The 20,816-nt window shown below is 35.4% G+C and carries 22 protein-coding genes; 10 read left to right on the forward strand and 12 right to left on the reverse strand.

All coding sequences use genetic code 11. From position 1 onward, the window contains the following. Positions 1-82 precede the first annotated feature (82 nt). A complete protein-coding gene (locus ACQ7EO_RS11105) occupies positions 83-1,561 on the forward strand; it encodes a phospholipase D family protein (protein WP_419257884.1) in 1,479 nt (492 codons plus the stop codon). A gap of 48 nt (positions 1,562-1,609) precedes the next feature. On the opposite strand, the gene ACQ7EO_RS11110 is transcribed toward ACQ7EO_RS11105, so the two are convergent. After that, a complete protein-coding gene (locus tag ACQ7EO_RS11110) occupies positions 1,610-2,260 on the reverse strand; it encodes a class I SAM-dependent methyltransferase (protein WP_434277297.1) in 651 nt (216 codons plus the stop codon). A 79-nt stretch (positions 2,261-2,339) separates the two neighbouring features. Beyond that, positions 2,340-3,737, reverse strand: a complete 1,398-nt coding sequence (locus ACQ7EO_RS11115; RefSeq protein ID WP_434277298.1) for a PLP-dependent aminotransferase family protein — start codon at positions 3,735-3,737, stop codon at positions 2,340-2,342. Positions 3,738-3,904: 167 nt separating this feature from the next. On the opposite strand from ACQ7EO_RS11115, the gene ACQ7EO_RS11120 reads away from it, so the two are divergent. After that, positions 3,905-4,768: a DMT family transporter gene (locus tag ACQ7EO_RS11120; protein WP_434279612.1), complete on the forward strand. Its 864-nt coding sequence runs from the start codon at positions 3,905-3,907 to the stop codon at positions 4,766-4,768. A 158-nt stretch (positions 4,769-4,926) separates the two neighbouring features. Beyond that, positions 4,927-5,418 carry a pyridoxamine 5'-phosphate oxidase family protein gene (locus tag ACQ7EO_RS11125; protein ID WP_434277299.1) on the forward strand — a complete coding sequence of 164 codons (492 nt, stop codon included), beginning with the start codon at positions 4,927-4,929 and terminating at the stop codon, positions 5,416-5,418. A 6-nt stretch (positions 5,419-5,424) separates the two neighbouring features. Here ACQ7EO_RS11125 and ACQ7EO_RS11130 read toward each other — a convergent pair whose 3' ends face one another. Both ACQ7EO_RS11130 and ACQ7EO_RS11135 read right to left on the reverse strand, forming a co-directional pair. Further along, positions 5,425-6,015, reverse strand: a complete 591-nt coding sequence (locus tag ACQ7EO_RS11130; protein ID WP_434277300.1) for a uracil-DNA glycosylase family protein — start codon at positions 6,013-6,015, stop codon at positions 5,425-5,427. Between the two features lie 342 nt (positions 6,016-6,357). Next, the gene (locus tag ACQ7EO_RS11135) at positions 6,358-7,107 is read right to left on the reverse strand and encodes a 3-oxoacyl-ACP reductase family protein (RefSeq protein WP_034610512.1); all 750 of its coding nucleotides are present in this window, start codon (positions 7,105-7,107) and stop codon (positions 6,358-6,360) included. Positions 7,108-7,213: 106 nt separating this feature from the next. On the opposite strand from ACQ7EO_RS11135, the gene ACQ7EO_RS11140 reads away from it, so the two are divergent. The 3 genes from ACQ7EO_RS11140 (at position 7,214) to ACQ7EO_RS11150 (ending at position 10,097) form a co-directional block, all read left to right on the forward strand. Next, the gene (locus ACQ7EO_RS11140) at positions 7,214-8,173 is read left to right on the forward strand and encodes a LysR family transcriptional regulator (protein ID WP_434277301.1); all 960 of its coding nucleotides are present in this window, start codon (positions 7,214-7,216) and stop codon (positions 8,171-8,173) included. Positions 8,174-8,312: 139 nt separating this feature from the next. Next, complete coding sequence (locus tag ACQ7EO_RS11145; RefSeq protein ID WP_034610505.1) at positions 8,313-8,687, forward strand: nuclear transport factor 2 family protein; 375 nt, start codon at positions 8,313-8,315, stop codon at positions 8,685-8,687. A 174-nt stretch (positions 8,688-8,861) separates the two neighbouring features. Next, positions 8,862-10,097, forward strand: a complete 1,236-nt coding sequence (locus ACQ7EO_RS11150) for a Bcr/CflA family multidrug efflux MFS transporter (protein ID WP_434277303.1) — start codon at positions 8,862-8,864, stop codon at positions 10,095-10,097. A gap of 283 nt (positions 10,098-10,380) precedes the next feature. Here ACQ7EO_RS11150 and ACQ7EO_RS11155 read toward each other — a convergent pair whose 3' ends face one another. Then, positions 10,381-10,884: a hypothetical protein gene (locus ACQ7EO_RS11155; protein ID WP_434277304.1), complete on the reverse strand. Its 504-nt coding sequence runs from the start codon at positions 10,882-10,884 to the stop codon at positions 10,381-10,383. Between the two features lie 67 nt (positions 10,885-10,951). Further along, positions 10,952-11,653 carry a hypothetical protein gene (locus tag ACQ7EO_RS11160; protein ID WP_434277306.1) on the reverse strand — a complete coding sequence of 234 codons (702 nt, stop codon included), beginning with the start codon at positions 11,651-11,653 and terminating at the stop codon, positions 10,952-10,954. A 525-nt stretch (positions 11,654-12,178) separates the two neighbouring features. Here ACQ7EO_RS11160 and ACQ7EO_RS11165 point away from each other — a divergent pair. Beyond that, positions 12,179-12,538 (forward strand): hypothetical protein, encoded by a 360-nt coding sequence (locus ACQ7EO_RS11165; RefSeq protein WP_434277307.1) that lies wholly within the window; start codon positions 12,179-12,181, stop codon positions 12,536-12,538. A 127-nt stretch (positions 12,539-12,665) separates the two neighbouring features. Here ACQ7EO_RS11165 and ACQ7EO_RS11170 read toward each other — a convergent pair whose 3' ends face one another. The 6 genes from ACQ7EO_RS11170 to ACQ7EO_RS11195 all read right to left on the reverse strand — a co-directional run bounded on the left by ACQ7EO_RS11170 (position 12,666) and on the right by ACQ7EO_RS11195 (position 17,846). Beyond that, complete coding sequence (locus ACQ7EO_RS11170; protein WP_434277308.1) at positions 12,666-13,379, reverse strand: SGNH/GDSL hydrolase family protein; 714 nt, start codon at positions 13,377-13,379, stop codon at positions 12,666-12,668. 117 nt (positions 13,380-13,496) lie between these two features. Then, positions 13,497-13,769: a hypothetical protein gene (locus tag ACQ7EO_RS11175; protein WP_434277309.1), complete on the reverse strand. Its 273-nt coding sequence runs from the start codon at positions 13,767-13,769 to the stop codon at positions 13,497-13,499. A gap of 101 nt (positions 13,770-13,870) precedes the next feature. Continuing rightward, a complete protein-coding gene (locus tag ACQ7EO_RS11180; RefSeq protein WP_434277311.1) occupies positions 13,871-14,614 on the reverse strand; it encodes an SDR family oxidoreductase in 744 nt (247 codons plus the stop codon). Between the two features lie 43 nt (positions 14,615-14,657). Then, positions 14,658-15,356 (reverse strand): histidine phosphatase family protein, encoded by a 699-nt coding sequence (locus ACQ7EO_RS11185; protein ID WP_419328875.1) that lies wholly within the window; start codon positions 15,354-15,356, stop codon positions 14,658-14,660. Next, positions 15,353-16,474 (reverse strand): phosphotransferase family protein, encoded by a 1,122-nt coding sequence (locus ACQ7EO_RS11190; RefSeq protein WP_419328873.1) that lies wholly within the window; start codon positions 16,472-16,474, stop codon positions 15,353-15,355. Before ACQ7EO_RS11190 ends, ACQ7EO_RS11185 begins: the two co-directional genes overlap by 4 nt. Positions 16,475-16,607: 133 nt before the next feature. Beyond that, positions 16,608-17,846 carry an acyl-CoA dehydrogenase family protein gene (locus ACQ7EO_RS11195; RefSeq protein WP_004821461.1) on the reverse strand — a complete coding sequence of 413 codons (1,239 nt, stop codon included), beginning with the start codon at positions 17,844-17,846 and terminating at the stop codon, positions 16,608-16,610. A gap of 106 nt (positions 17,847-17,952) precedes the next feature. On the opposite strand from ACQ7EO_RS11195, the gene ACQ7EO_RS11200 reads away from it, so the two are divergent. From ACQ7EO_RS11200 to ACQ7EO_RS11210, 3 genes are all read left to right on the forward strand, one after another. Further along, positions 17,953-18,870, forward strand: a complete 918-nt coding sequence (locus tag ACQ7EO_RS11200; protein ID WP_434277314.1) for a LysR family transcriptional regulator — start codon at positions 17,953-17,955, stop codon at positions 18,868-18,870. A gap of 218 nt (positions 18,871-19,088) precedes the next feature. Continuing rightward, positions 19,089-19,430, forward strand: coding sequence for a helix-turn-helix transcriptional regulator (locus ACQ7EO_RS11205; protein ID WP_051065603.1), 342 nt, complete (start codon positions 19,089-19,091; stop codon positions 19,428-19,430). 13 nt (positions 19,431-19,443) lie between these two features. Next, positions 19,444-20,682 carry a type II toxin-antitoxin system HipA family toxin gene (locus ACQ7EO_RS11210; protein ID WP_434277315.1) on the forward strand — a complete coding sequence of 413 codons (1,239 nt, stop codon included), beginning with the start codon at positions 19,444-19,446 and terminating at the stop codon, positions 20,680-20,682. Positions 20,683-20,816: the final 134 nt, after the last annotated feature.

Raw genomic sequence — 20,816 nt, forward strand, 5'->3', positions numbered from 1 at the left:
ACTCATTGAAAGAATGAATCATTCAAAGACTTCACTTGCCTTCGTTATTTTGGCTTTTTCAATCACTGGATGCAGTTTACCTATGAATCAACCAGAACAAGAACAACAAGTTAAAGTATATGCAGAGCATTGGATCAATGAGCCTCAAGCAAAACAGATGCTTACTCAAGGTCTCACTGCATATTTAGCCATGAATGATGCTTTCCAAAGTATCGCGTCACGTATCCATCTGATTCGGAAAGCCAAATATACACTTGATTTACAATACTATATTTGGGCAGATGATTTTATTGGCAATTTAATGCTACACGAATTGCTTAAAGCTGCTGACCGCGGTGTAAAAGTACGCTTATTAATCGATGATCAAAATGGAACAAAAATAGATCGACAATTAAGTGCATTGCTAAGACATCCAAACATTTCGATCAAATTATACAATCCTTATAAATTCAGACACTTTCGTGTAATGGATTATATTTTTAGAATGAACAGAATCAACCATCGAATGCACAATAAATTAATTATTGCTGATGGTGCAATTGCTGTGACAGGCGGACGAAATATCAGCAGTGAATATTTTGACGCCAGTGAATCTTTCCAATTTACCGATATGGATATTTTATTTTTTGGTAAAGCGGTCAATCGTGCAAATGAAGTTTTTACCGACTTTTGGAATTTTCAATTAAGCTATCCGATTGATCAATTTATTGATAAAGGTTCTGAACACGATTTATTAACCTTGCGAAAAAGCTTTGAACGACTTGAACAAGCTGAACATACGACAGATGAAAAAGTAAATCTTGAGCAGAAAGAACTCGCCAATGAGCTTAATCAAAATAAAATCAATTGGGCTTATGCCGATTTTCTGGCAGATTCTCCAAAGAAAAGTTTAGGACAAGCACACGGTAATGAATTAATTTCACACCAAATTCACCAACATTTGGGTGATCCCAAACAAGAAATGGATTTGATTGCCGCTTATTTTGTTCCTACAAAAAATGGGACGGATTTCATCAACCAATTCCCTAAACAAAATGTCAAAGTCAGAATTTTAACCAACTCTTTTATGGCAAATGATGTTGCGCTTGTCCATGCGTTTTATCAAAAGTATCGAGTTGACCTGCTTAAAGGAGGCGCAAAACTTTATGAATTTAAACCTTATATAGAACGCAATCGCCGTACTTGGTATGAGGTCCTTACAGGAAATATCATTCCGAAAAAAGGCAAAAATAAATCCAGTTTGCATGCAAAATTTATCAATATTGATGACAAAGTCTTTATTGGTTCATTTAACCTTGATCCAAGATCATTCAATATCAATACCGAAGTTGGACTGGTTGTTCAATCAGATCCTTTACAAGAGCAAATTTCAAATCTATTGGATCAAACCCTATTTAGGGTTGCTTATGAGTTAAAACTTAATCCACAAGGTGAGCTGATCTGGCTAGATCATCGTGCTGATGGCAAAGTGATTGAATATAAAGTTGACCCTGAAACAACACGATTCCAACGATTTGTCATGTATAGCGTCTCATATTTACCACTTGAATGGATGATGTAAGTTTAGTGTAATGACAACGCATATACCAAACGTATTAAATATTTACTGCTATAAATAACACTCAAACAGACAGAGCCCTTTGATCTCTTTAACCAGTTCTATGTCAGTAAAGCCTGCATATTTTAAGCTTTGAAAATGTTCATGTTTCGACATATACAAGTCATTATTGCTCATCGCATCTGATGCAAAAATATGGTCACAGACCAAATACAGAGCATCACGTTTTAATAATGTCTTTACTTGTTGATGAAATTGATTTGCATAGTTTTTATGGCGTAACTCATGTAAAGCTTGATGAATAATGATGGCATCATATTGTCCAAGCTGATCGCGCCAACCCTCATTTTTAAAATCAGCAATCAGATATTGCACTCTGTCCAACTCAGAAGAAAGTAGCTTACTTTTAGAAAGCTCATGCATTGCATTAGAGAAATCTAGCGCTGTATATTCAATATCAGCACACTGGGTAAGTAAATGTTTGGCAAAAAAACCAGGACCTGAACCTATTTCTAAAATATTGAAGTGCGTGTTTTGATCAGTTTGATAGTGTTTCTCTTTGGCTGCTTTTTGAATTAAATTCACATAATAGTCAAAAAACTCATAACGCCAAGGGCGTTTTTCATTGGCTTCATTTGCCCATTGCAAAGCATCTTGCGGATTTTTTAAATCAATTGGACTTGGTACATCCTGAACACTCATTATAATTATTCCACTGAAATCAATATAAATTTGCTTACTATTTACCCATATTTTAAAGCAATAAGGAAAAGGATTTTCGCTAACTTTGTAAGTTATTTATTTTTAACTGCTGAATTGACATTGCTAAGATATCAAAGACCTTTTTATCCACGCATTGTGCAACATTAAAGCGCATGAACTGTCCTGCATTTTCAGCTTGGCTAAAAGAATTACCTGGCGCAAGAATCACGCCCTGTTTAAGACATAACTTTGATAATTCCGCAGCCTGTATACCATCTGGCAATTTGCACCATAAAAAAATCCCTGCTGTTGGCACAATCCACGGCTTTATACCGAGTTGCCCCAACTTTTGCATCATTTCATTGCTGACTTTAAGCAAATGTTTCTTTAACCAATCTAAATGTTTAGGATAACTGCTGTCCATTAAAGCCTGATAAATAATTTCTGCATTTAAATGACTATTGCTAAAGTTGGTTGCAATTCTTAAATCGATCAATTGATCAATCAGTTCTGACTCTGCAATGATATAACCACAACGAATTGCTGCTGAAAGAGTTTTGGTAAAACTGCCAATCTGAATGACATGCTTAAAACCTGCTAATGAAGCATAACGTGGTGCTGGTGTATATTCAAAATCAGCAAAAATTTCATCTTCAATAATCAATAAATCAGTTTTCTCAACCAGCTTGGAAATTTGATAAACCGTTTGTAGCGAAATCGTGGCTCCTGTTGGGTTATGAATCCCTGAATTGGTTAAATAGATTTTTGGCTTTAAATTCAGTGCTTGTTCAAATTTCTCTACATCTGGTCCTGTTTCTGTAAACGGAATTGGAACGGCTTTTAAATGATGTGCCTTAATCAAGGCGCGGAAATTAAAATAGCAAGGATCATCAATCAAGATCACATCACCTGCGCTAAGCAGGTGTCTAAAAATTAAATCAATGGACTGGGTTGCTGAGTCAGTAATAAGTATCTGATTCAATTTAAATTTTAAATCATACAGTTCTTTTTTTCTGGCAATAAATTTACGTAACTCCAAATGTCCATGCGGTGTTGCATAATCAGTAAGCATGATGATTTCAGATTTGGCAGCTTGTTTTAACGCTTTACGGATCGATTGTTCAGGCATCCAAGTAGTGGGTAACCAGCCACAACCCGGTTTTAGCACATCCGTCTTCGCCTCTAATGATTGCCTTGAAATCCATAAGGGATCTATTTCACGTTGATACTGTATTTCAGTATCAATCATTTGTATCGGTTCGGCTTTACCTAACACATAGTAACCAGAACCAAGACGAGATTCTAAAACACCTTCCGCAACTAATCTGGCATAGGCTTCAACGATCGTTGAAACAGAACAGTTTGTTTGTGTAGCAAACTGACGGACTGAAGGTAAGCGTGAACCTGCAATCAAACTTTTATTCAAAATTTGATTTTTAATCATCAGCACTGTTTGTTCAATTTTAGTTTTTGCCATTTAAAACCACATATTTTAAAGATAAGAAATCTGAGAAAACTCGTTAGATTGAGTAAAATTGTACTGGTAATAACAGCATAACAGTTATTTAAAATTGTACTGTAGTGTATATATATATTTCCAGTAAATAGCGCTTAAATCATCATAAATTGACTGAGTAATTGATGATGGATAAAACAAATATTGGCTGGCTAAATGGTTTTATTGGTGTCGCGATTTTTGCTGGCTCTCTGCCCGCAACCCGTATTGCTGTCATGGGGTTTAGTCCAGAATTTTTAACCACAGCTCGGGCAGCCATTGCAGGAAGTATTGCTTTAATCTGCCTGTTTATTTTACAGCAATCAAAGCCTTCTTTTGCCCAATTTAAATCATTGGTTATTGTGGCTTTAGGTGTGGTGATTGGTTTTCCATTATTTACGGCCTTAGCTTTACAAACAGTATCCTCGGCACATGCTATTGTCTTTGTTGGTCTCTTGCCTTTATCGACTGCAATTTTTGCAGTTTTACGCGGGGGTGAAAAACCTGCTACACAATTTTGGTTATTTGCATTAATTGGCAGCGCCATTGTGGTTGGATTTATGTTTTATGAAAACCGTAATTTAAGTTTTAGTGTGGGTAATCTCTATATGCTTGCATCAATTGTTGTCTGTGGACTGGGTTATGCTGAAGGTGGAAAGCTTTCAAGAGAACTGGGTGGATGGCAAGTGATTTGTTGGGCTTTGGTGGTTGCATTACCCTTGATGCTTATCTCAAGTCTATATTACCTACCATCAAGCTTTGCAAATATTCATTGGCCTGAAACAATTGGTTTAATCTATGTATCACTGTTTAGTATGTTGATCGGTTTTATTTTTTGGTACAAAGGCTTAGCGTTGGGCGGAATTGCCAAAGTTGGACAAATTCAATTGGTACAACCGTTTATTGGTTTAATGCTTTCAGCGGTTCTATTGGGTGAGCATGTAAGTTTTGCAATGATTGTTGTTTGTTTTGCAGTTGTGATCTGTGTTGCTCTGGCAAAACGATTTGCATAGAAAATGCAAAAGCTTAAGCATTTATTGACTATATGTGTATATCGATTTAATCAAGTACAATGGGATAAATGCCTAAGCTAGAACAAAAACTGTCAATTACAGATATGGTTTATTTTGCTAATTTTATTCAACATGTTGACGCTTTAAGGAGAAAAAACATGATTGATTCCCAAAATTGGCAACAAATAATAAAAACCATTTCAACTGCTCAACGTGCCTCTATGCATTGTTCGATTGCAACTGTCGATCAATTGGGGCAACCCAATATAACGCCTATAGGAACCGTATTTTTAAAAAATAATCAAACTGGATTTTTCTTTGATACTTATAGTGAATCATTTAAAGAAAACATTCCTAACAATAGCAAAGCATGTTTACAAGCAGTGAATAGCAAACGTTTTTTCTGGTTGAAATCGATGATTCTTGGTAAATTTTCAGATTTTCCTGGTGTTCGTTTAAATATCGAAATTGGTGAACTACGTATCGCCACTGCTGAAGAATTAGCAATGATTGAACAGCGTATCAAACCTCTCTCATGGACTAAAGGGAGCCAATTGATTTGGTCTAGTTTTACCCATGTTCGAGATTTTAATGTGACTGGTTTTAAATGGGTTCAATACCCAACTATGATGCCAAATCATCAGCTTTAAACTTACTTAAAGTAAGCCTATTTCTTTAAATAAGTTCTTATATGCCTCTGCCTTCTTATCCAGTGCTAATGGATACGCTCTTGATGAAGAAGGCATCCGATATAAACATATCTCTCGTTCAGCAAATATAGCTTGTGAGGATTGCCCTATCTGTGGCTTTTCAGTTTCTTCAGGCATAGATAACATCAGGGTATCTGTTGCCTTATCTCCAGTGGTCATGATGCTGTTACATTCAGGAATTTGCGCTAAAAGCTGTGCTAGGTCTGTGGGGGTTTTAATCTGTAGGAATTTATCTGAGGCATTTCCTTTTAAGCGAATAACTTGATACGCCGTATCAAAAATTGCGATACCTTTTTCGATTAAGAACTCACGAATACGTTGTTCCTTAAAATTTTTATTAGGCAAATCTAAAAAGTGATCTTTATTTTCAAAGAAAATAAGCCCAAAAATCCGCCACATATCATTTTGATAATTCGGATAATAAAAATCCATCTTCCATCTGCTTTGAGGCGGTGGAAAGCTACCAAGCATCAATAGCTTGGCATTTGCAGGAAGAAATGGTTTGAGTGGGTGGGTTTCTATTTCGATATCAGTCATTTATTAAAAGAACCAAAGTTTATAATTTAGTGAAAAATTTTAATGATTTTATCTGGATTTTAATTTTTTACCTATGCCTTTTGGTATCTCTAATTTGTACTTTCAAATTTTTACAGAAAATTCGGGATACTCCTTTTAATACAGCACATTCAATTTGTTTATCTGATAAATGCAATTCCATTTTAAAGCTTGCTTCTTATCCGAAATAATCTATTGAAACAGTATGATTTTTGAATTGTTTTAACCCTCTATAAATAGAGGTTTTTCCATAGATTTGGAATAGAAAATTTCAATTCATTTTCTGGGGGCTGAAAATATAAATTTTATTTTGATCCAAAGGTATTAAGCAATAAAACCACCATCGACACTTAATTCAGCACCACTAATATAACTCGCCTGTTCACTCGCTAAAAATAAAACAGAATTCGCAATATCAATGCCCTCGCCATATCGACCTACGGGAATATTAGGCAGTAATAGGCTTGCTATTGGTCCATCTATAGGGTTCATATCAGTATTGGTTGGACCAGGATGAATGGTATTAATTGTAATACCTTTAACGCCAAGCTCCCTGACTAATCCTCGTGAAAATCCTGTGATTGCACCTTTTGTGAGAATATAAATTGATGCTCCACTAAAACCAGAATAATTGACCATCGTACTGCCTATATTTATTATTCTTCCACCTTTCCCCATGTGTTTTAAACTTTCACGAGTGGCCAAAAATACCCCCGTAATATTGACAGCCACCAATCGCTCGAAAGCACTGATTGATACTGACTCTAGACTGCCTAAATGACTTATTCCAGCATTGTTGATTAATATATCGATTTTATGGAATTTTTTAGCGACATCTTCTATCGCTTTGATTAGCATTTCAGGATTTCCTGAATCTGCTTTTATCGCTATGGCTTGCCCACCATGAAACTCGATTTCTTTAATCAATTCTTCAGCTTTGATTTGCGAAGAATGATAAGTAAAAGCAACTATAGCGCCATGGGCGGCTAACGTCTTGACAATTTCAGCACCAATACTTCGCGACCCACCGGTAACTAACGCAACTTTTCCAACCAGCGATAATTTGTTTAACATTTCACATTACTCTTTCATTAAAGTCTCTCGACTATAAAATCAGTACTCATTGTGAAGTAGAGTGCTTTTGCTATAATCTTTTTCAAGTAAAAATTGAAAATAGAATATGGAAACGCTGTCTAATCTCGAATCATTTATAAAAAGTGCAGAATATGGAAGTTTTTCTGCCGCAGCACGACATTTAAGCTTAACACCTGCCGCAGTGTCTCGAAATGTAGCGCAGTTAGAGCAAAATTTAGGTGTTCGGCTTTTTCATCGAAGTACCAGAAATCTTAAATTGACGGAAGATGGTGAACACTTTTTTATCAGTATTCGAGAAAGTTTAAATAGTATTCAGACAACTATTTCAGAATTTAATGTTGATTCGAGCAAGCCAAAAGGCATTTTAAAAGTCAGTCTAAGTGCTGGATTTGGGGTGGAATATATCCTGCCATTGATGCCTGAATTTATCAGCAAATATCCATATATCAAACTTGAGTGGCACTTATCTAATAGACAGGTCAACTTAATAACAGATAATTTTGATGTGGCAATTGGAAGTGGGATTAAATTAGGTCAAGGCATTATTATCAGACCACTATCCCCACTGCACATGATTATTGTTGCCTCACCTGATTATTTAAAACATAAAACACGGCCCAATCATCCAGCGCAAATTTCCGATTGGGATGGGATTGTCATGAAATCTCCTCAAACCGGTAAGTTACATGAATATCAATTTACAGGTCCAAATGAACAAGAGTTTTACCTTAATTTAAATGAAAAACTTATCGCAGATGATCCAAGTGCATTACATCAAGGCGCTGCTTTAGGATTAGGTGTTGCTGCGATATCCACTGCTCATGCAAGAAAATATATAGAAGATGGAACTTTGATTAGAATCCTACCTGACTGGTATGCAGATTTAGGAAATACCAATCTTTATTTTTCTAGCAAAAAACACATGCCAGCAAAAACTAGATGTTTTATTGATTTTATCGCGCTTAAATTTGAACAGCTAAAATTGAACCAACAACTATCCGCTTTGAATATGGGAAAAAACATCACACTTTCAATTAAAAATTAGTTTTATTGGTAGATTTTCAACAAATCGGAATAACTGTTTCAACTGTTCTACAGCTACAAGGAGCGATTCAATACAACAATAATGTATTGATCAGTCGTTAGATACGGCCCCTATCTATAGCAATGTTGGAGATCTATTTATGAATACTACGAATATACAAAATACTGAAAATCGTGAAATAACAGAAACTTTAGCTGTTTTAGAAAGGCATTTAAATGCTTTCCGTTTAGGTGATGTGGACTTAACAGTGCAAGACTATGCATCTGATGCCATCATTATCAATGGAACCGATACGGTAATACGTGGTACTGATCAGATTCGAGAAACATTTATAAGCGTATATCGGGATTTTTTCCCTAAAGGTACACGTGAAATTAACATAGAAGAAAAAACAGTCTATGGTGAAGTCGCCTATATCCGCTGGTCAGCACCCAACGCAAAAATGGCCACAGATACGCTGATTGTGAAAAACAATAAAATCGTGGTGCAAACCTTTGCTTGTCATTTCGGTTAACGAATCTCAGAAATAAATACGTGTCAGCTGAATTTAAATTAGCCAATACATTCTATCTAGACATTCCCAAAATGGATGAAATGCTTCTTATTTTAAGCAATGAGCACAAGGCATAAATCTGAGTGACGCTGTTTTTTCATCCATTCTACGGAAGATCATCATTTAGGTAAGATTATGCCTCGATCACCCCATATACAGAAATCAACTGATAACCCCTCTGAAACAAAACCTTATACTCTGGCATGGATCAGTATTTTAAGCTTTTTAACCTTGCTCGGCCCTATGTCAATAGATATGTATTTACCTGCATTTCCTGAAATTGCAGTAGAGTTTGGTGTGACAACCAGTGTTGTGTCATCATCATTGCCCGCATATTTTTTAGGTTTAGTCATTGGTCAACTTGTTTATGGCCCGATTAGTGATCGATTTGGACGTAAACCACCGCTATATTTTGGATTAACTTTATTTGTGATCGCATCTGTTTTGTGTATTTTTACCACACAAATAGATCAATTGTTAATGACAAGAGTATTGCAAGCTTTAGGTGGTTGCGTTGGGATGGCAATGGTCCGTGCAGCGATTCGTGATCGATTAACACCTAAACAGTCTGCAAGAGCTTTATCCAGCATGATGCTCATGATGGGACTCGCACCAATTCTTGCACCGATATTGGGTGGATGGCTTTTAGTCAATTGGGGATGGCAAAGTATTTTCATTTTCCTTGCCTGTTTCGGTGTCATCAATATTGTTCTTGTGCATTTTTATTTTGAAGAAACACTGAATGACCATAAAAGAAAATCTCTTCATGTTGGCGATATTTTTATCAATTATTTCCATGTTTGTCGGGACAAAAGTTTTTTAACCCCTACACTTATAGGTAGTTTGTCTTATGCAGCATTCTTTTCTTATATTGCCGCTGCACCAGCGATTTTCATTGATCAATTTCAGATAAAACCTGAAAATTTTGGTTATTATTTCAGTATAAATGCCGCTGGCTTGATTATTTTCTCGCAAATCAATCTTCGTCTGATTGGTCGATTTAGCCTTATAAGAATCTTATTACTTGGTATTCTGATTCAAGTGATGAGTGCGATTTGGCTATTTATCTCGCCTCGATATGATTTGGTCAATCTATCCTCAACCATGCTCGGATTGTTTGGTCTTGTCGCAGGTCTTGGATTGGTAAGTGCAAACAGTAATGCATTGGCACTATCTCAACAAGGTCAACGTGCGGGTACTGCAAGTGCACTTCAAGGTGCTATTCAATTCTTAATTTGCTTAATTGTGGTGCCAATCAGTCATAGCTTTAATTTTAATCCACTTATGAATCTATCAATGATTATTATGCTTTGTACAATGCTGGCATTAATCCTCACAATGATATATCAGAAAAAGTTCCATACCATTTAAGACATCGCTACTGATATTGTGTAAATTGGAATAAACAGGAAATACAAACCTCAAACGCTCAAAATCAATACAGAAAATGAGCGTTTGTAACTTTATATTATCTTTTAAAAATAATTACTTGAGCCTGTAAATTACTTTTCTATTTTAGGGAAACTGATAGATCTTTTAAAATGTTCATTATCTGAGTGCAATTGATAAACAAGCCTGCTGTTTAATCCTCTAAATTATCTATGCAGGCCTATAAAATGAATCAATATTATTTATGCTATAAGCTAAAATTATATTAAAGATGTATGTCATCACATTGCTTTAAAAAAATACCAAATTTAAACAATTTAGGATCTTGCTGACTACCAAAAAAGTGAATTACTTTCATTTCTTCTGCCTGTCTAAAAACCCGACTTGAACCAAAATCATCGTTACAAATTTCCCATTTAAGTCTTGATTGGATTTCATCAGTCTGAAAGTCAGGGATATACTTTATTGAAGCATTATCAATTTCATTATAAATAAGCAAATTCCTCCCTTCTATTTGAATCTTCTTTAATTCAACAAATTTATTGATCTTATAAGGTAGACCTTGATTTATTTGTTTTAAAAATACTTTATGCAGATAATCATCAAAAGCCTGATTATCTACAATTTTATAATCTTGGTTAATAATACCCGCATTCAATAATAAAGCTTCAAGGGTTTCTATCGGTTTAAGTTGCATTTTTGAACCATCAACATCAGCAAAAATATTCAGACTTAACAGTAGTGTAAATAGCAGTAATAATAATCTCATATGTATCTATCTTTCTTTAATATAAAACCACCGGCAGGTGGTTTAAATGCGACAAACACAATAAAACTCAGTAGCCATTCTCGTTTAACTTAACTCTCAAAGGTTCTGATTCAGCTTGAACCATTTCTTTTACTTCATCAGTTATTTCAATACCCATTTCTTGTAACATTAAGAACGTAAGTTCTGAAGTGCTCTCTGCAAAATCTTTGTTATCTATTAACATTTTAGGTAATCTTGTGTTTTTAGGAAAATCTGGAAAGAATTCATTAAAATCCTTTTTATTTTCAACGCCTAAATAAATAAATCTTCGCCATTCATTTGTTTGAATGTCGCGTACAAAAATAACGTCCGCCTCAGTCAGCATAGGCTTTTTTAAAAATTCATCTTGTAATCGCATAGGAACAACACAAATTTCACCTACACTGGAGATATAATTTAACTTTGGTTTAAAAAAAGAAGAAGCTATACTTTTATAAGAACCATCTTTAGCTAAATCCTGTATTGTTTTAATGTCTTCTCTATACTCAGCATCACTGATCCAGTCAGCTGAAGAAAAGGTTTGTCCTTGATGCTTGGATTTAAGTTTACGGTCATATTCAATCTGATCATAAAATTTTAGAACATCATCAAGTGAACCATTTTTTAGTATTTCGACTTCCTTGTCAGCTTGCTTATTAAAAATCTCATAGCTTTTTTCACACTGTAAGTTCTCTGCAAAGGAGAAACTTGATGCTAAGGTTGTTAAAGCAATAATGAATATTTTTTTCATGAAATACCCTCTTAATATTTTGAGGATAAGATACTCAGGTTGAGATCAGAAATAAACCTTACAAAAAATTTATTTAACACAACACATTAGCTGATTTTTTCAACTTGACCACTAAGCTATTATTTTTAAATAAATTTTAACAACATTCTGACAAGACTATTTTGCATCAAATCTCTTTATGACGGGTCAACTCTTTATTGCTGCTGTGATTACTGGCTTTAAAAAATTACTAGAAATTTCATATAGAACAAAGCTTTAATCAATATTCTTAGTTCTAATAAAAGTCGTTGCGTCAATTCCACCCATATAAAAAATACAAAACTTGGCGATATGCTGTTTTTAATCGGAAAGTTCAAATAAAATCATTAAACATCTTGAATTCGTAACAATTTCAAGATATGGTAATAAAAATCATTGCATATCTCGGTAATATATTTGATAGTTAAGGTTCTTTAAGATTTATCTAAATATTAACTGACTTTATACAACCTAAAACTTTTTCTTAACATTAAAAATCAATTCGTTATGAACATTAAACTTTTTACTGCATTATTCTTGATCATTGCCCTCTCTGCTTGCAATAAAGAGCCTGAGCAGCATATAACTGCGCAAACAGATCGACCAACCCTCACTGCACAATTTGAACAATCAGATGAAATGATTAGTAAATATCTTGATCAGCTTGATGATCCAAATACAACATTGGATGATAAGACCAGAATCGTATGTCAAGATTATCCTAAAGAATACAAATCGAATTACATGCCAAATTTACTTAAATTAAATCCTGAGAACTATACTAAAGCTAAATTACTTTCAGACTTAGATATTGCTTTAAACTATTACAAAGAAAAAGAAAATATTCAGTGTAAAGATATAAAATAGTGATTTTAGTTAATTAATTTTTTCTAGCGAAATCAATAAAGCAATATTTTATGAATGGCGTTGATACTTTTTTGAATCGTGCTTTTAGGCTTTTATTATAGTCAAAGATAGAGATTTGAACGTTGTATTAGCTAAATTTGCTAAAAATACACTGTGAAATTTGTTTTGCCCAAATTTGATAAATTTCCTGACTCGGATGAAAACCATCACGTGCCATTTGTAAATTTAAAGTTTTAAGATGGGCTAAATCAAAACGAATCAATTGATAATTGATTTTATTTTCGATGAAGTGGGCTAACTTTTGATTCATTGCACTCGAATACTGTCCAAACAGCCATCCCAGTGGATTTGGTAATGCTGGAAACAGATTCATTGGGGGAACACCCGTGACTAAAATCATCTTTGGTAAAAACTTAGCTTCAATTTCTGTATAAAGCCCCTTTTGTTGCTGAATCCATTTTTGTGGTGAAATAAGTTTTGTGACATCGTTTACTCCAACCGATGTAATCACAACATCAAACTGCTGATTGTCTAATTGCTTGGTTCTTTGCAAAATTTCTAAGGTGCTATCTCCTGTTTTCGCTTCTAATTGATAAGTGACTTCAAAATTAGAGGTTAATTCATCGAGTAAACACCCCAATAATGCTTCACGTTGATCTTCAACTCCTACACCTGCTGCAGCAGAGTCACCCAAAATTAAAATAGATAGCGCTTTTCCTTGTCCTATAACACCTTTTCGCAATCCTTGAGGTTCAGGTAATCGAAGTGTATTTTTCTTGACGCGATAACCTTGAAGAATTAACGCTGGAACGAGAGCAATGGTCGAAATTTTTAAAAGCATATTTGAGTACCAATCCAACAAAGCTATCTCAAAATCAGTCAGAGTCAGATATAGTTTGTCTCAATATTAAAATCATAAAGTTCAATGTCGATTTTACTTAATTGTATGGCCAAGTTGCTATTGGACTAAATCAACAAAATTTAAGGCAAAAGCAAATATAAATGTACCAATAAACTCAAAAACTAAAACCGCATACTTCCTGCTTTTGCTCATCAAATAGGCATTATAGGTCCCGATTAAAATAATACCAAGATACATTAACTTTTGAATATCATCGATTTGCATAAGGCATTGTTGAATTTCACAGTGCTTTTCAAAAAAGAAGAGATACAAGATACGCGCAAGAAAAACTAAAAAGCTGGTCAGGAAAAAACCCAATACGATAAACATATTAAAATTCTCATTATTTTTTATCCAGTTAGATTTTAAAGCTTTATCTATGCAATGCAATAAAAAAGACCCTTGCTGGGCCTTTTAAAACAGAATAAAGCTCAACCAAGTTTATTCACAATTTTTAATGGCAATATTTTCATGGCTAGGCCTATCGGTAACCAAGGCCATTGGGGTACATAAGCTTTAACAGGTTGTTTTTCAATTGCTTTAACCAATAAATGAGAACCTGTTTCAACATCGACCTCAAACGGTAGTTTTTTTGCCCCTTCATTAATTTCAGTACGAATATAACCAGGGAAAATCGTAGAAACTTTAATTTTCGTGTCAATTAACTCAGCACGTATCCCTTCCGCTAAAGCAGCTACACCAGCTTTACTTGCCCCATATGCGGTCAAGTGTTTAGGCATACCACGAAGCGCACTCATAGACGAAATCACAACCAGATGACCGAACTTTTGCTCACGGAATATTTCAACAGCAGCTTCACACTGTGCCAATGCAGAAATAAAATTGGTTTCTACAGTTGCACGGTTAATCTCAAATTTACCATTGCCAATTCGACGACCATCACCAACACCTGCATTGACGATAATACGATCGAGCTTACCAAAGTCTTGCTTAAATGCTCGAAAGACTTGAAAAACTTGCTCATAGTTAGTCACATCTAAAGTTTTGGCAATCACTTTGATACCATATTTAGACTCCAACTCTTGTTTTAAGTTTTCTAAACGCTCTAAACGACGCGCACAGACGGCTAAGTTATAACCTTTTTGCGCAAATTCTCGTGCCATTCCTGCACCGATTCCAGAACTTGCGCCTGTGATTAAAATGGTTTTTGCCATGACAAATTCCTTAAACTGTTTTTATATTTCTAAAAGTGCGACTTTAAATCCACGTCAATAGTTGCGGATCTTCAGCCTTAATAAAATGATGTTCATTCAAGCTCAATAATTGCGGTTCATTTCCCACCAGTCGTAATGTGGTTAAACTGGTATTGGCAATTGCCCAATTCAATGCAAAGGTTTTATTGGCGCTTAACTCCAAGAGTTTTCCTGCAACAACTGAAATAACACCGCCAGAAGTAAATACAATTGCATAGCGAGGGTTGGTTTTTACCAGCTCATCACATAAATTCTGTAAGGCCGTTTCTACACGGTTTTTAAAATCTGGCCAAGATTCGTCATACTCATGGTGATATTCACCACCAGTCCAACGGTCAATTGCCCCTTCAAAAATTTTTGCCAAATAGGCACGTGGACTTTTTTCTTTGGCAACATCCTGTTTAAGTAGATGCGGTTGATTAAAACGCGGATCATATTGAGCAAAAACTTGTTGATGGTTAAATTCATTCCAATGATGGTCCGTCACAATTTGAGCATCAGAAAAACTTTCAGCCAAAGCAAAACTTGCTGTTTGCTGATGGCGTAACATTGAACCTGCAACCACATAAGGCTCTTCTTTCAAAATTTTATCGAGATATTGACCCAATAGTTTGGCTTGTAACTCGCCATTGGGTGAAAGTTTGTCATAACTCTCTGCACCAAATGACGCTTGTCCATGACGAACGAGGTAGATTGTGGTCATTTTCCTAAAATTTCCTTAAATTTTTCAAGATATTTCTGTGCAACTTCATTGGCTTCAATTTTTTGTATACCGATGAGCTTTAAGGCACGAATATGTAAGGCATGAATCACAATCCAAAAATCTTTAAAAGCAGGATTATCTGTTTGTTTATGATAGTAACGATAATAAATTTGCTGTGCGATTACAGCTAAACGGAAAATACCAAATACTTCGTAGAATGCCCAATTATCTGGTTTTAATCCGGTTTTTTCTAAATAATATTCAACCACTTCTTTACGGGTAAGCATCCCTTTTAAATGTGTAGGCTGGCGACGGGTTGATTTAAAAATTTGATTGTCTGTATCTTCCACCCAATAGGCCAAAGCAGAACCTAAATCCATGAGAGGATCACCAATGGTTGCCATTTCCCAATCCAATACACCAATCACTTGGGTTGGGTTTTTAGGGTCAAGAATGACATTATCAAAACGCCAATCATTGTGAATCAAACACGTGTTTGAGTCAGCAGGAATATTTTCATTAAGCCATTTACGTACAAATTTAAAACTCGGCACATTGATGGTGTGCGCCTTTTCATAACGTGCATCCCAACCTTCAACCTGACGACGGCAATACCCATCACCTTTTCCAAGTTTTTCTAGTTCGGTGCCTTGATATGGAACTTGATGTAATTCAATCAGCTTGTCTAAGACATTAATACACAATTCATGCACTTGCTGTTGAGTAAAATTCAGTTCAGGGGGCAGTTTGGCACGCGGAATAATACCTTCAATGCGTTTCATCACATAGAAGTCACAACCGATTACAGATTCATCCTGACACAGCGCAACCATTTCAGGAAGAACTGGGTAGTATGGTGCAAGCCATTTTTGTACATGATATTCACGCGCCATATCATGTGCAGATTTCGCCTTTGTCCCTTTGGGTGGACGACGTAAAATTAAATCAGCATTGTCATATTTTAAACGATAGGTCCAGTTTGAAGCTCCGCCAGAATATTGAGTCACTTCTACATTGCCTGAAATTTCAGATCCATTTTCAATGAGCCAATTTCCGACAGCACGAATGTCCAGCTCCTCACCTTCACGTATACTTCCACCAATATCAATGACTGACATATTATTTCCCTGAATCTTATGTTTTAAACCATACATCTATAAAGAATGATACTTTTAACTAAAAACTTCACTTGCTCACTACTTTATATATAACACCTCTAACATAAAGCAGTTATTTTTTATCAGCAAATTGTTATTTTTTACGCGAGCCATAACCTCGTTTTTTTAATTCTAATTTTGCAATCATCCCTTTATGCACTTCATCTGGGCCATCCGCTAAACGTAAACTGCGGGCTTGAGCAAAGAATCCTGTTAAAGGTGTATCTCGTGATACGCCCATGCCACCATGAATTTGAATGGCCATATCAACTACTTTTTCAAGAACTGAAGGTGCAACAACTTTAATGGCTGAAATCTCGGTAAGCGCAGCCATAGTCCCTTGAGTATCCATTTTATATGCCGCATACAGGGTTAACAGTCGTGCTTGATCAATCGCAACACGAGCATCTGCCACACGTTCTAAATTTCCACCTAATTTAAGCACTTCTTTACCAAAAGCAGTTCGACTCATTCCTCGATCAATCATTAATTCTAATGCTTTTTCAGCAGCACCAATGCATCGCATACAATGATGAATACGACCCGGACCTAGACGCCCTTGTGCAATTTCAAACCCTTGTCCAGCACCACCAATAAAATTACTTACAGGTACACGAACTTGATTAAAACTAATTTCGCCGTGTCCATGTGGCGCATCATAATCACCAAACACGGGTAACATACGTTCAATGGTCACACCTTGAGTATCCACAGGCACTAAAACCATGGAATGTTGATGATGACGATCTTTGCTTTCATCAGGTGTATGCGCCATAAAGATAATAATTTTCGCATTTGGATCTCCCAAACCTGAAGACCACCATTTACGACCATTCAATACAATTTCATCACCATCTACCACTGCAGTCGCCTGCATATTAGTTGCGTCCGATGAAGCAACTGCTGGTTCAGTCATACAGAATACTGAACGGATTTTTCCTTCTAATAACGGTTTAAGCCATTGTTGTTTTTGTTGATCTGAACCATAACGCCATAGCACTTCCATATTGCCACTATCTGGAGCATTACAATTAAATACTGTGGGTGCGATTAAACTACGGCCTGACAGTTCTGCAATATGGGCATATTCCTGTACAGATAAACCTGCACCCAATACTGGGTCTGGTAGAAACATGTTCCAAAGTCCAGCAGCTTTTGCTTTATTTTTCAGGACTTCAAGTTGTGCTGGCCATTGCCATTTTGTCCAATCACCGCCTTGATTGAGATGATGGACTTCATTCCAAAAATCAGCTTCTACAGGTTCAATTTCATTTTTAATAAAAGCTTTGGTACGTTCTACAAATTCTTGCGCACGTGCTGAAAGTTCAAACATGCTTATCTTCCTGTAAATATATGGATAAATATTTGAATAGTGACTCTTTACTTTACCTTAGCTGAAAACCTATTATGAACCAAATGATTTAATTCAATACCTCACTATGAATATGCTTCATAATAAAACCAATCTGGATATGTCGATTTTCAATCATATTGATATTAATTTATACCCACTTTTTATCACCATTTATGAGCAAAGAAATATTTCAAAAGCGGCAAAAATTTTATGCATTACTCAGTCTGCTGCGAGTCATGCTTTACAAAGACTTAGGCAGCATTTGCAAGATGATTTATTTGTTCGCGCTGGGAGTAAAATGCTACCTACCCCTTTTGCTGAACAGATTTATCCATCTGTACAAAATGCTTTATTTGCTTTTCAAAATATCTCCAAACAAAAACAACAGTTTGATCCCAGTTCAGTACAAACCTTACGCATTGCAATACATGATGAAATTGAACCGATTATTTTTCCCAAATTGATTCACCATTTCCAAAAATTGAATTTAACCATTCAGTTTCTAAGTACCAAGCTTGACCGCAAGAATGTAATTGCTGATTTAGCTGCTCAACAAGTCGATTTTGTCATTGATCTAGAACAAAATTATGGTGATAAAATTAATTATCAAAATTTGGTTCAAGATCATTTTGTGATTTGTTCTCAGCATACAAATATCACTTCTGAACTGTATTTTGCATCACCTCATATCGGTGTTTCTTCACGCCGTACTGGTTTGCTTTTAGAGGATATATATTTAAATCAAGCGCAATTCCGCCGTCAGATTTTTATGCGTTGTCAGCATTATTCAACTGCTCTGCAAGTTTTAGCACAGTATCCTGATGCGATGTTAACCATTCCAAAGCAGATACTGGCACATTTACAAGTTGATCAAAGTATTAATATTTTTGAGCATCCTATTGATCTACCTGTATTAAATATGGGAATTTATTGGCACGGTGCGCTAAATGAAAATTCTAGGCATATTTATTTAAGAGAAGAAATTTCTAAAATTTTTGCTTAGGCTATTTTATAAACGATTGGATTTAGCATGCGGTTAAGCCGCTTACGCACGATCATCCCAATTTTTAATGATTTTCTTCATTCTAGTTGGTGAAATTAAGCCACTTATCTATTCCATTCGACATTTCATACATTGAACTCAAATTATAAAAATAAGACATAAAATCCATGTTAACCATGATAATATACATTTTATGTCATGTTTTGGATGATGTTGCGATGAGAACTTCGGCGCATAATTTTATGCTTGATGGTGTGGAAGACATGTTGACTCAAATTGGGACGAATATCAAAAAAGCCCGACTTCGACGTAATATGACCATTCATGATTTGGCCAATCGCATTCATGTAGATAACCGAACGATCTCACGTATGGAAAAAGGTGATCCAAGTACCAGCCTAAAAAATGTGATTTCAGTTTTAGTGATTTTTGGCCTTGAACATACCCTAGGCTCACTCGCGAATCCTGAGTTGGATGAAGTTGGCTTAGCACTCGAAAATCGTAATAGTTCAGTACGTGCAAGATTAAAAAAACAGTCTGTGATTAGTGATGATTTCTGATAGGTAAATGAACATGGATGAAGTTAAAGGATGTTATGTTTTCATAGATACAGGCTCCCAGCCAACAATTGCTGCACACTATTCTTATGAAAAGCCGGTTTATCGCTTTCTTTATGGTCAATCATACTTACAACGTGCAGATGCCTTCCCTTTAGATCCACTTAATCTAAGCTTTCAGTCTTATAACAAACCATATGAAACTATTTCTAAAGATGGTTTTGGTGTACTTGCAGATGCAACACCAGACAATTGGGGTAAACGCTTAACCAATGCCTTACACCGTAGAACACCATTAAATCAATTGGAATGGTTACTCGCTTCACAAGGAAATTCAGTCGGCTGTATTGTTGGAAGCTTGTCTAAATCGCATATAAAAAACAATTCAAATATCATTCAATATGAAGAATTAGAAACCTTTATACAAATTACTGAACTCATCGAAAAAAAACGAGATCCGTTTGAGATGAAACTTGAGCAACTCGAATTAAATAAGCTGTTATATAACGGGGCTTCAATGGGCGGAGCCAGACCCAAAACTCTTGTGATGTATAAAAATAAAGAATGGATTGCTAAATTTAATAAAAGTGATGATTTGTTTGATACCTGTAAAGTTGAATATGCTTCGCTGAATATGGCACGAGACATGGGGCTCAATACATGTAATGCTGAACTAACAGAATGTGCCGGTCGCCCTATTCTCTTAGTTGAACGCTTTGATCGAAACTGCCCTGAACGTAAAAAACACTATATAAGTGCCAATAGTTTGCTCAATATTCAGAAAATTCGTATAGGAGATCCTAAAATGTCCTATATGAGTATTGCCAAAGTCTGTAGTCAGATTTGTTTTGATGCTATCAGTAATCAAAAAGAACTCTATAAGCGTATGGTGCTGAATGTCATGATTAGCAATACTGACGATCATTTAAAAAATCATGGTTTTTTGATGTATGACATGAAAAAACAACATTATGCTTTAAGCCCGCTTTTTGATGTTTTACCTCATGGTATGCCAAGCTCATTTCCAAATGAACATGCTCTGGTTTTAGGCAATGATGGACGTTTTGGAAGCTATGACAACCTTATCAGTCGTAGCAATGCCTTTGGACTAAACCTAGATCAAGCCAGAGAATGTATTAAGGATGTCCGTGATGTTCTCGAAAATAGAGAAAAATACCTGTTAGATGCAGGTCTTAAACCCACAGAAATTCGTCAATTAGAACCCTATTTCTATCTAGATATCCTCAAAAACTAAAGTTCAACAATGCCAGCCATTTATACTATGGATAATGAAAACATTGATCATAATGAATCGGTATTTAACCATTCATCTTGGCAAGAAAATGATCTAAACATGACATAAAATCCAGTTTAAATTAGATAAAGTAC

This window comes from Acinetobacter sp. CE-15, assembly GCF_051059255.1.
Taxonomy (GTDB): domain Bacteria; phylum Pseudomonadota; class Gammaproteobacteria; order Pseudomonadales; family Moraxellaceae; genus Acinetobacter; species Acinetobacter guillouiae.

Bases quoted from the DNA above. Each gene is read 5' to 3' on its own strand.
- ACQ7EO_RS11105 (WP_419257884.1), top strand. From the start codon at position 83: ATGAATCAACCAGAACAAGAACAACAAGTTAAAGTATATGCAGAGCAT.
- ACQ7EO_RS11110 (WP_434277297.1), bottom strand. From the start codon at position 2,260: ATGAGTGTTCAGGATGTACCAAGTCCAATTGATTTAAAAAATCCGCAA.
- ACQ7EO_RS11115 (WP_434277298.1), bottom strand. From the start codon at position 3,737: ATGGCAAAAACTAAAATTGAACAAACAGTGCTGATGATTAAAAATCAA.
- ACQ7EO_RS11120 (WP_434279612.1), top strand. From the start codon at position 3,905: ATGGATAAAACAAATATTGGCTGGCTAAATGGTTTTATTGGTGTCGCG.
- ACQ7EO_RS11125 (WP_434277299.1), top strand. From the start codon at position 4,927: ATGATTGATTCCCAAAATTGGCAACAAATAATAAAAACCATTTCAACT.
- ACQ7EO_RS11130 (WP_434277300.1), bottom strand. From the start codon at position 6,015: ATGACTGATATCGAAATAGAAACCCACCCACTCAAACCATTTCTTCCT.
- ACQ7EO_RS11135 (WP_034610512.1), bottom strand. From the start codon at position 7,107: ATGTTAAACAAATTATCGCTGGTTGGAAAAGTTGCGTTAGTTACCGGT.
- ACQ7EO_RS11140 (WP_434277301.1), top strand. From the start codon at position 7,214: ATGGAAACGCTGTCTAATCTCGAATCATTTATAAAAAGTGCAGAATAT.
- ACQ7EO_RS11145 (WP_034610505.1), top strand. From the start codon at position 8,313: ATGAATACTACGAATATACAAAATACTGAAAATCGTGAAATAACAGAA.
- ACQ7EO_RS11150 (WP_434277303.1), top strand. From the start codon at position 8,862: ATGCCTCGATCACCCCATATACAGAAATCAACTGATAACCCCTCTGAA.
- ACQ7EO_RS11155 (WP_434277304.1), bottom strand. From the start codon at position 10,884: ATGAGATTATTATTACTGCTATTTACACTACTGTTAAGTCTGAATATT.
- ACQ7EO_RS11160 (WP_434277306.1), bottom strand. From the start codon at position 11,653: ATGAAAAAAATATTCATTATTGCTTTAACAACCTTAGCATCAAGTTTC.
- ACQ7EO_RS11165 (WP_434277307.1), top strand. From the start codon at position 12,179: ATGAACATTAAACTTTTTACTGCATTATTCTTGATCATTGCCCTCTCT.
- ACQ7EO_RS11170 (WP_434277308.1), bottom strand. From the start codon at position 13,379: ATGCTTTTAAAAATTTCGACCATTGCTCTCGTTCCAGCGTTAATTCTT.
- ACQ7EO_RS11175 (WP_434277309.1), bottom strand. From the start codon at position 13,769: ATGTTTATCGTATTGGGTTTTTTCCTGACCAGCTTTTTAGTTTTTCTT.
- ACQ7EO_RS11180 (WP_434277311.1), bottom strand. From the start codon at position 14,614: ATGGCAAAAACCATTTTAATCACAGGCGCAAGTTCTGGAATCGGTGCA.
- ACQ7EO_RS11185 (WP_419328875.1), bottom strand. From the start codon at position 15,356: ATGACCACAATCTACCTCGTTCGTCATGGACAAGCGTCATTTGGTGCA.
- ACQ7EO_RS11190 (WP_419328873.1), bottom strand. From the start codon at position 16,474: ATGTCAGTCATTGATATTGGTGGAAGTATACGTGAAGGTGAGGAGCTG.
- ACQ7EO_RS11195 (WP_004821461.1), bottom strand. From the start codon at position 17,846: ATGTTTGAACTTTCAGCACGTGCGCAAGAATTTGTAGAACGTACCAAA.
- ACQ7EO_RS11200 (WP_434277314.1), top strand. From the start codon at position 17,953: ATGAATATGCTTCATAATAAAACCAATCTGGATATGTCGATTTTCAAT.
- ACQ7EO_RS11205 (WP_051065603.1), top strand. From the start codon at position 19,089: ATGAGAACTTCGGCGCATAATTTTATGCTTGATGGTGTGGAAGACATG.
- ACQ7EO_RS11210 (WP_434277315.1), top strand. From the start codon at position 19,444: ATGGATGAAGTTAAAGGATGTTATGTTTTCATAGATACAGGCTCCCAG.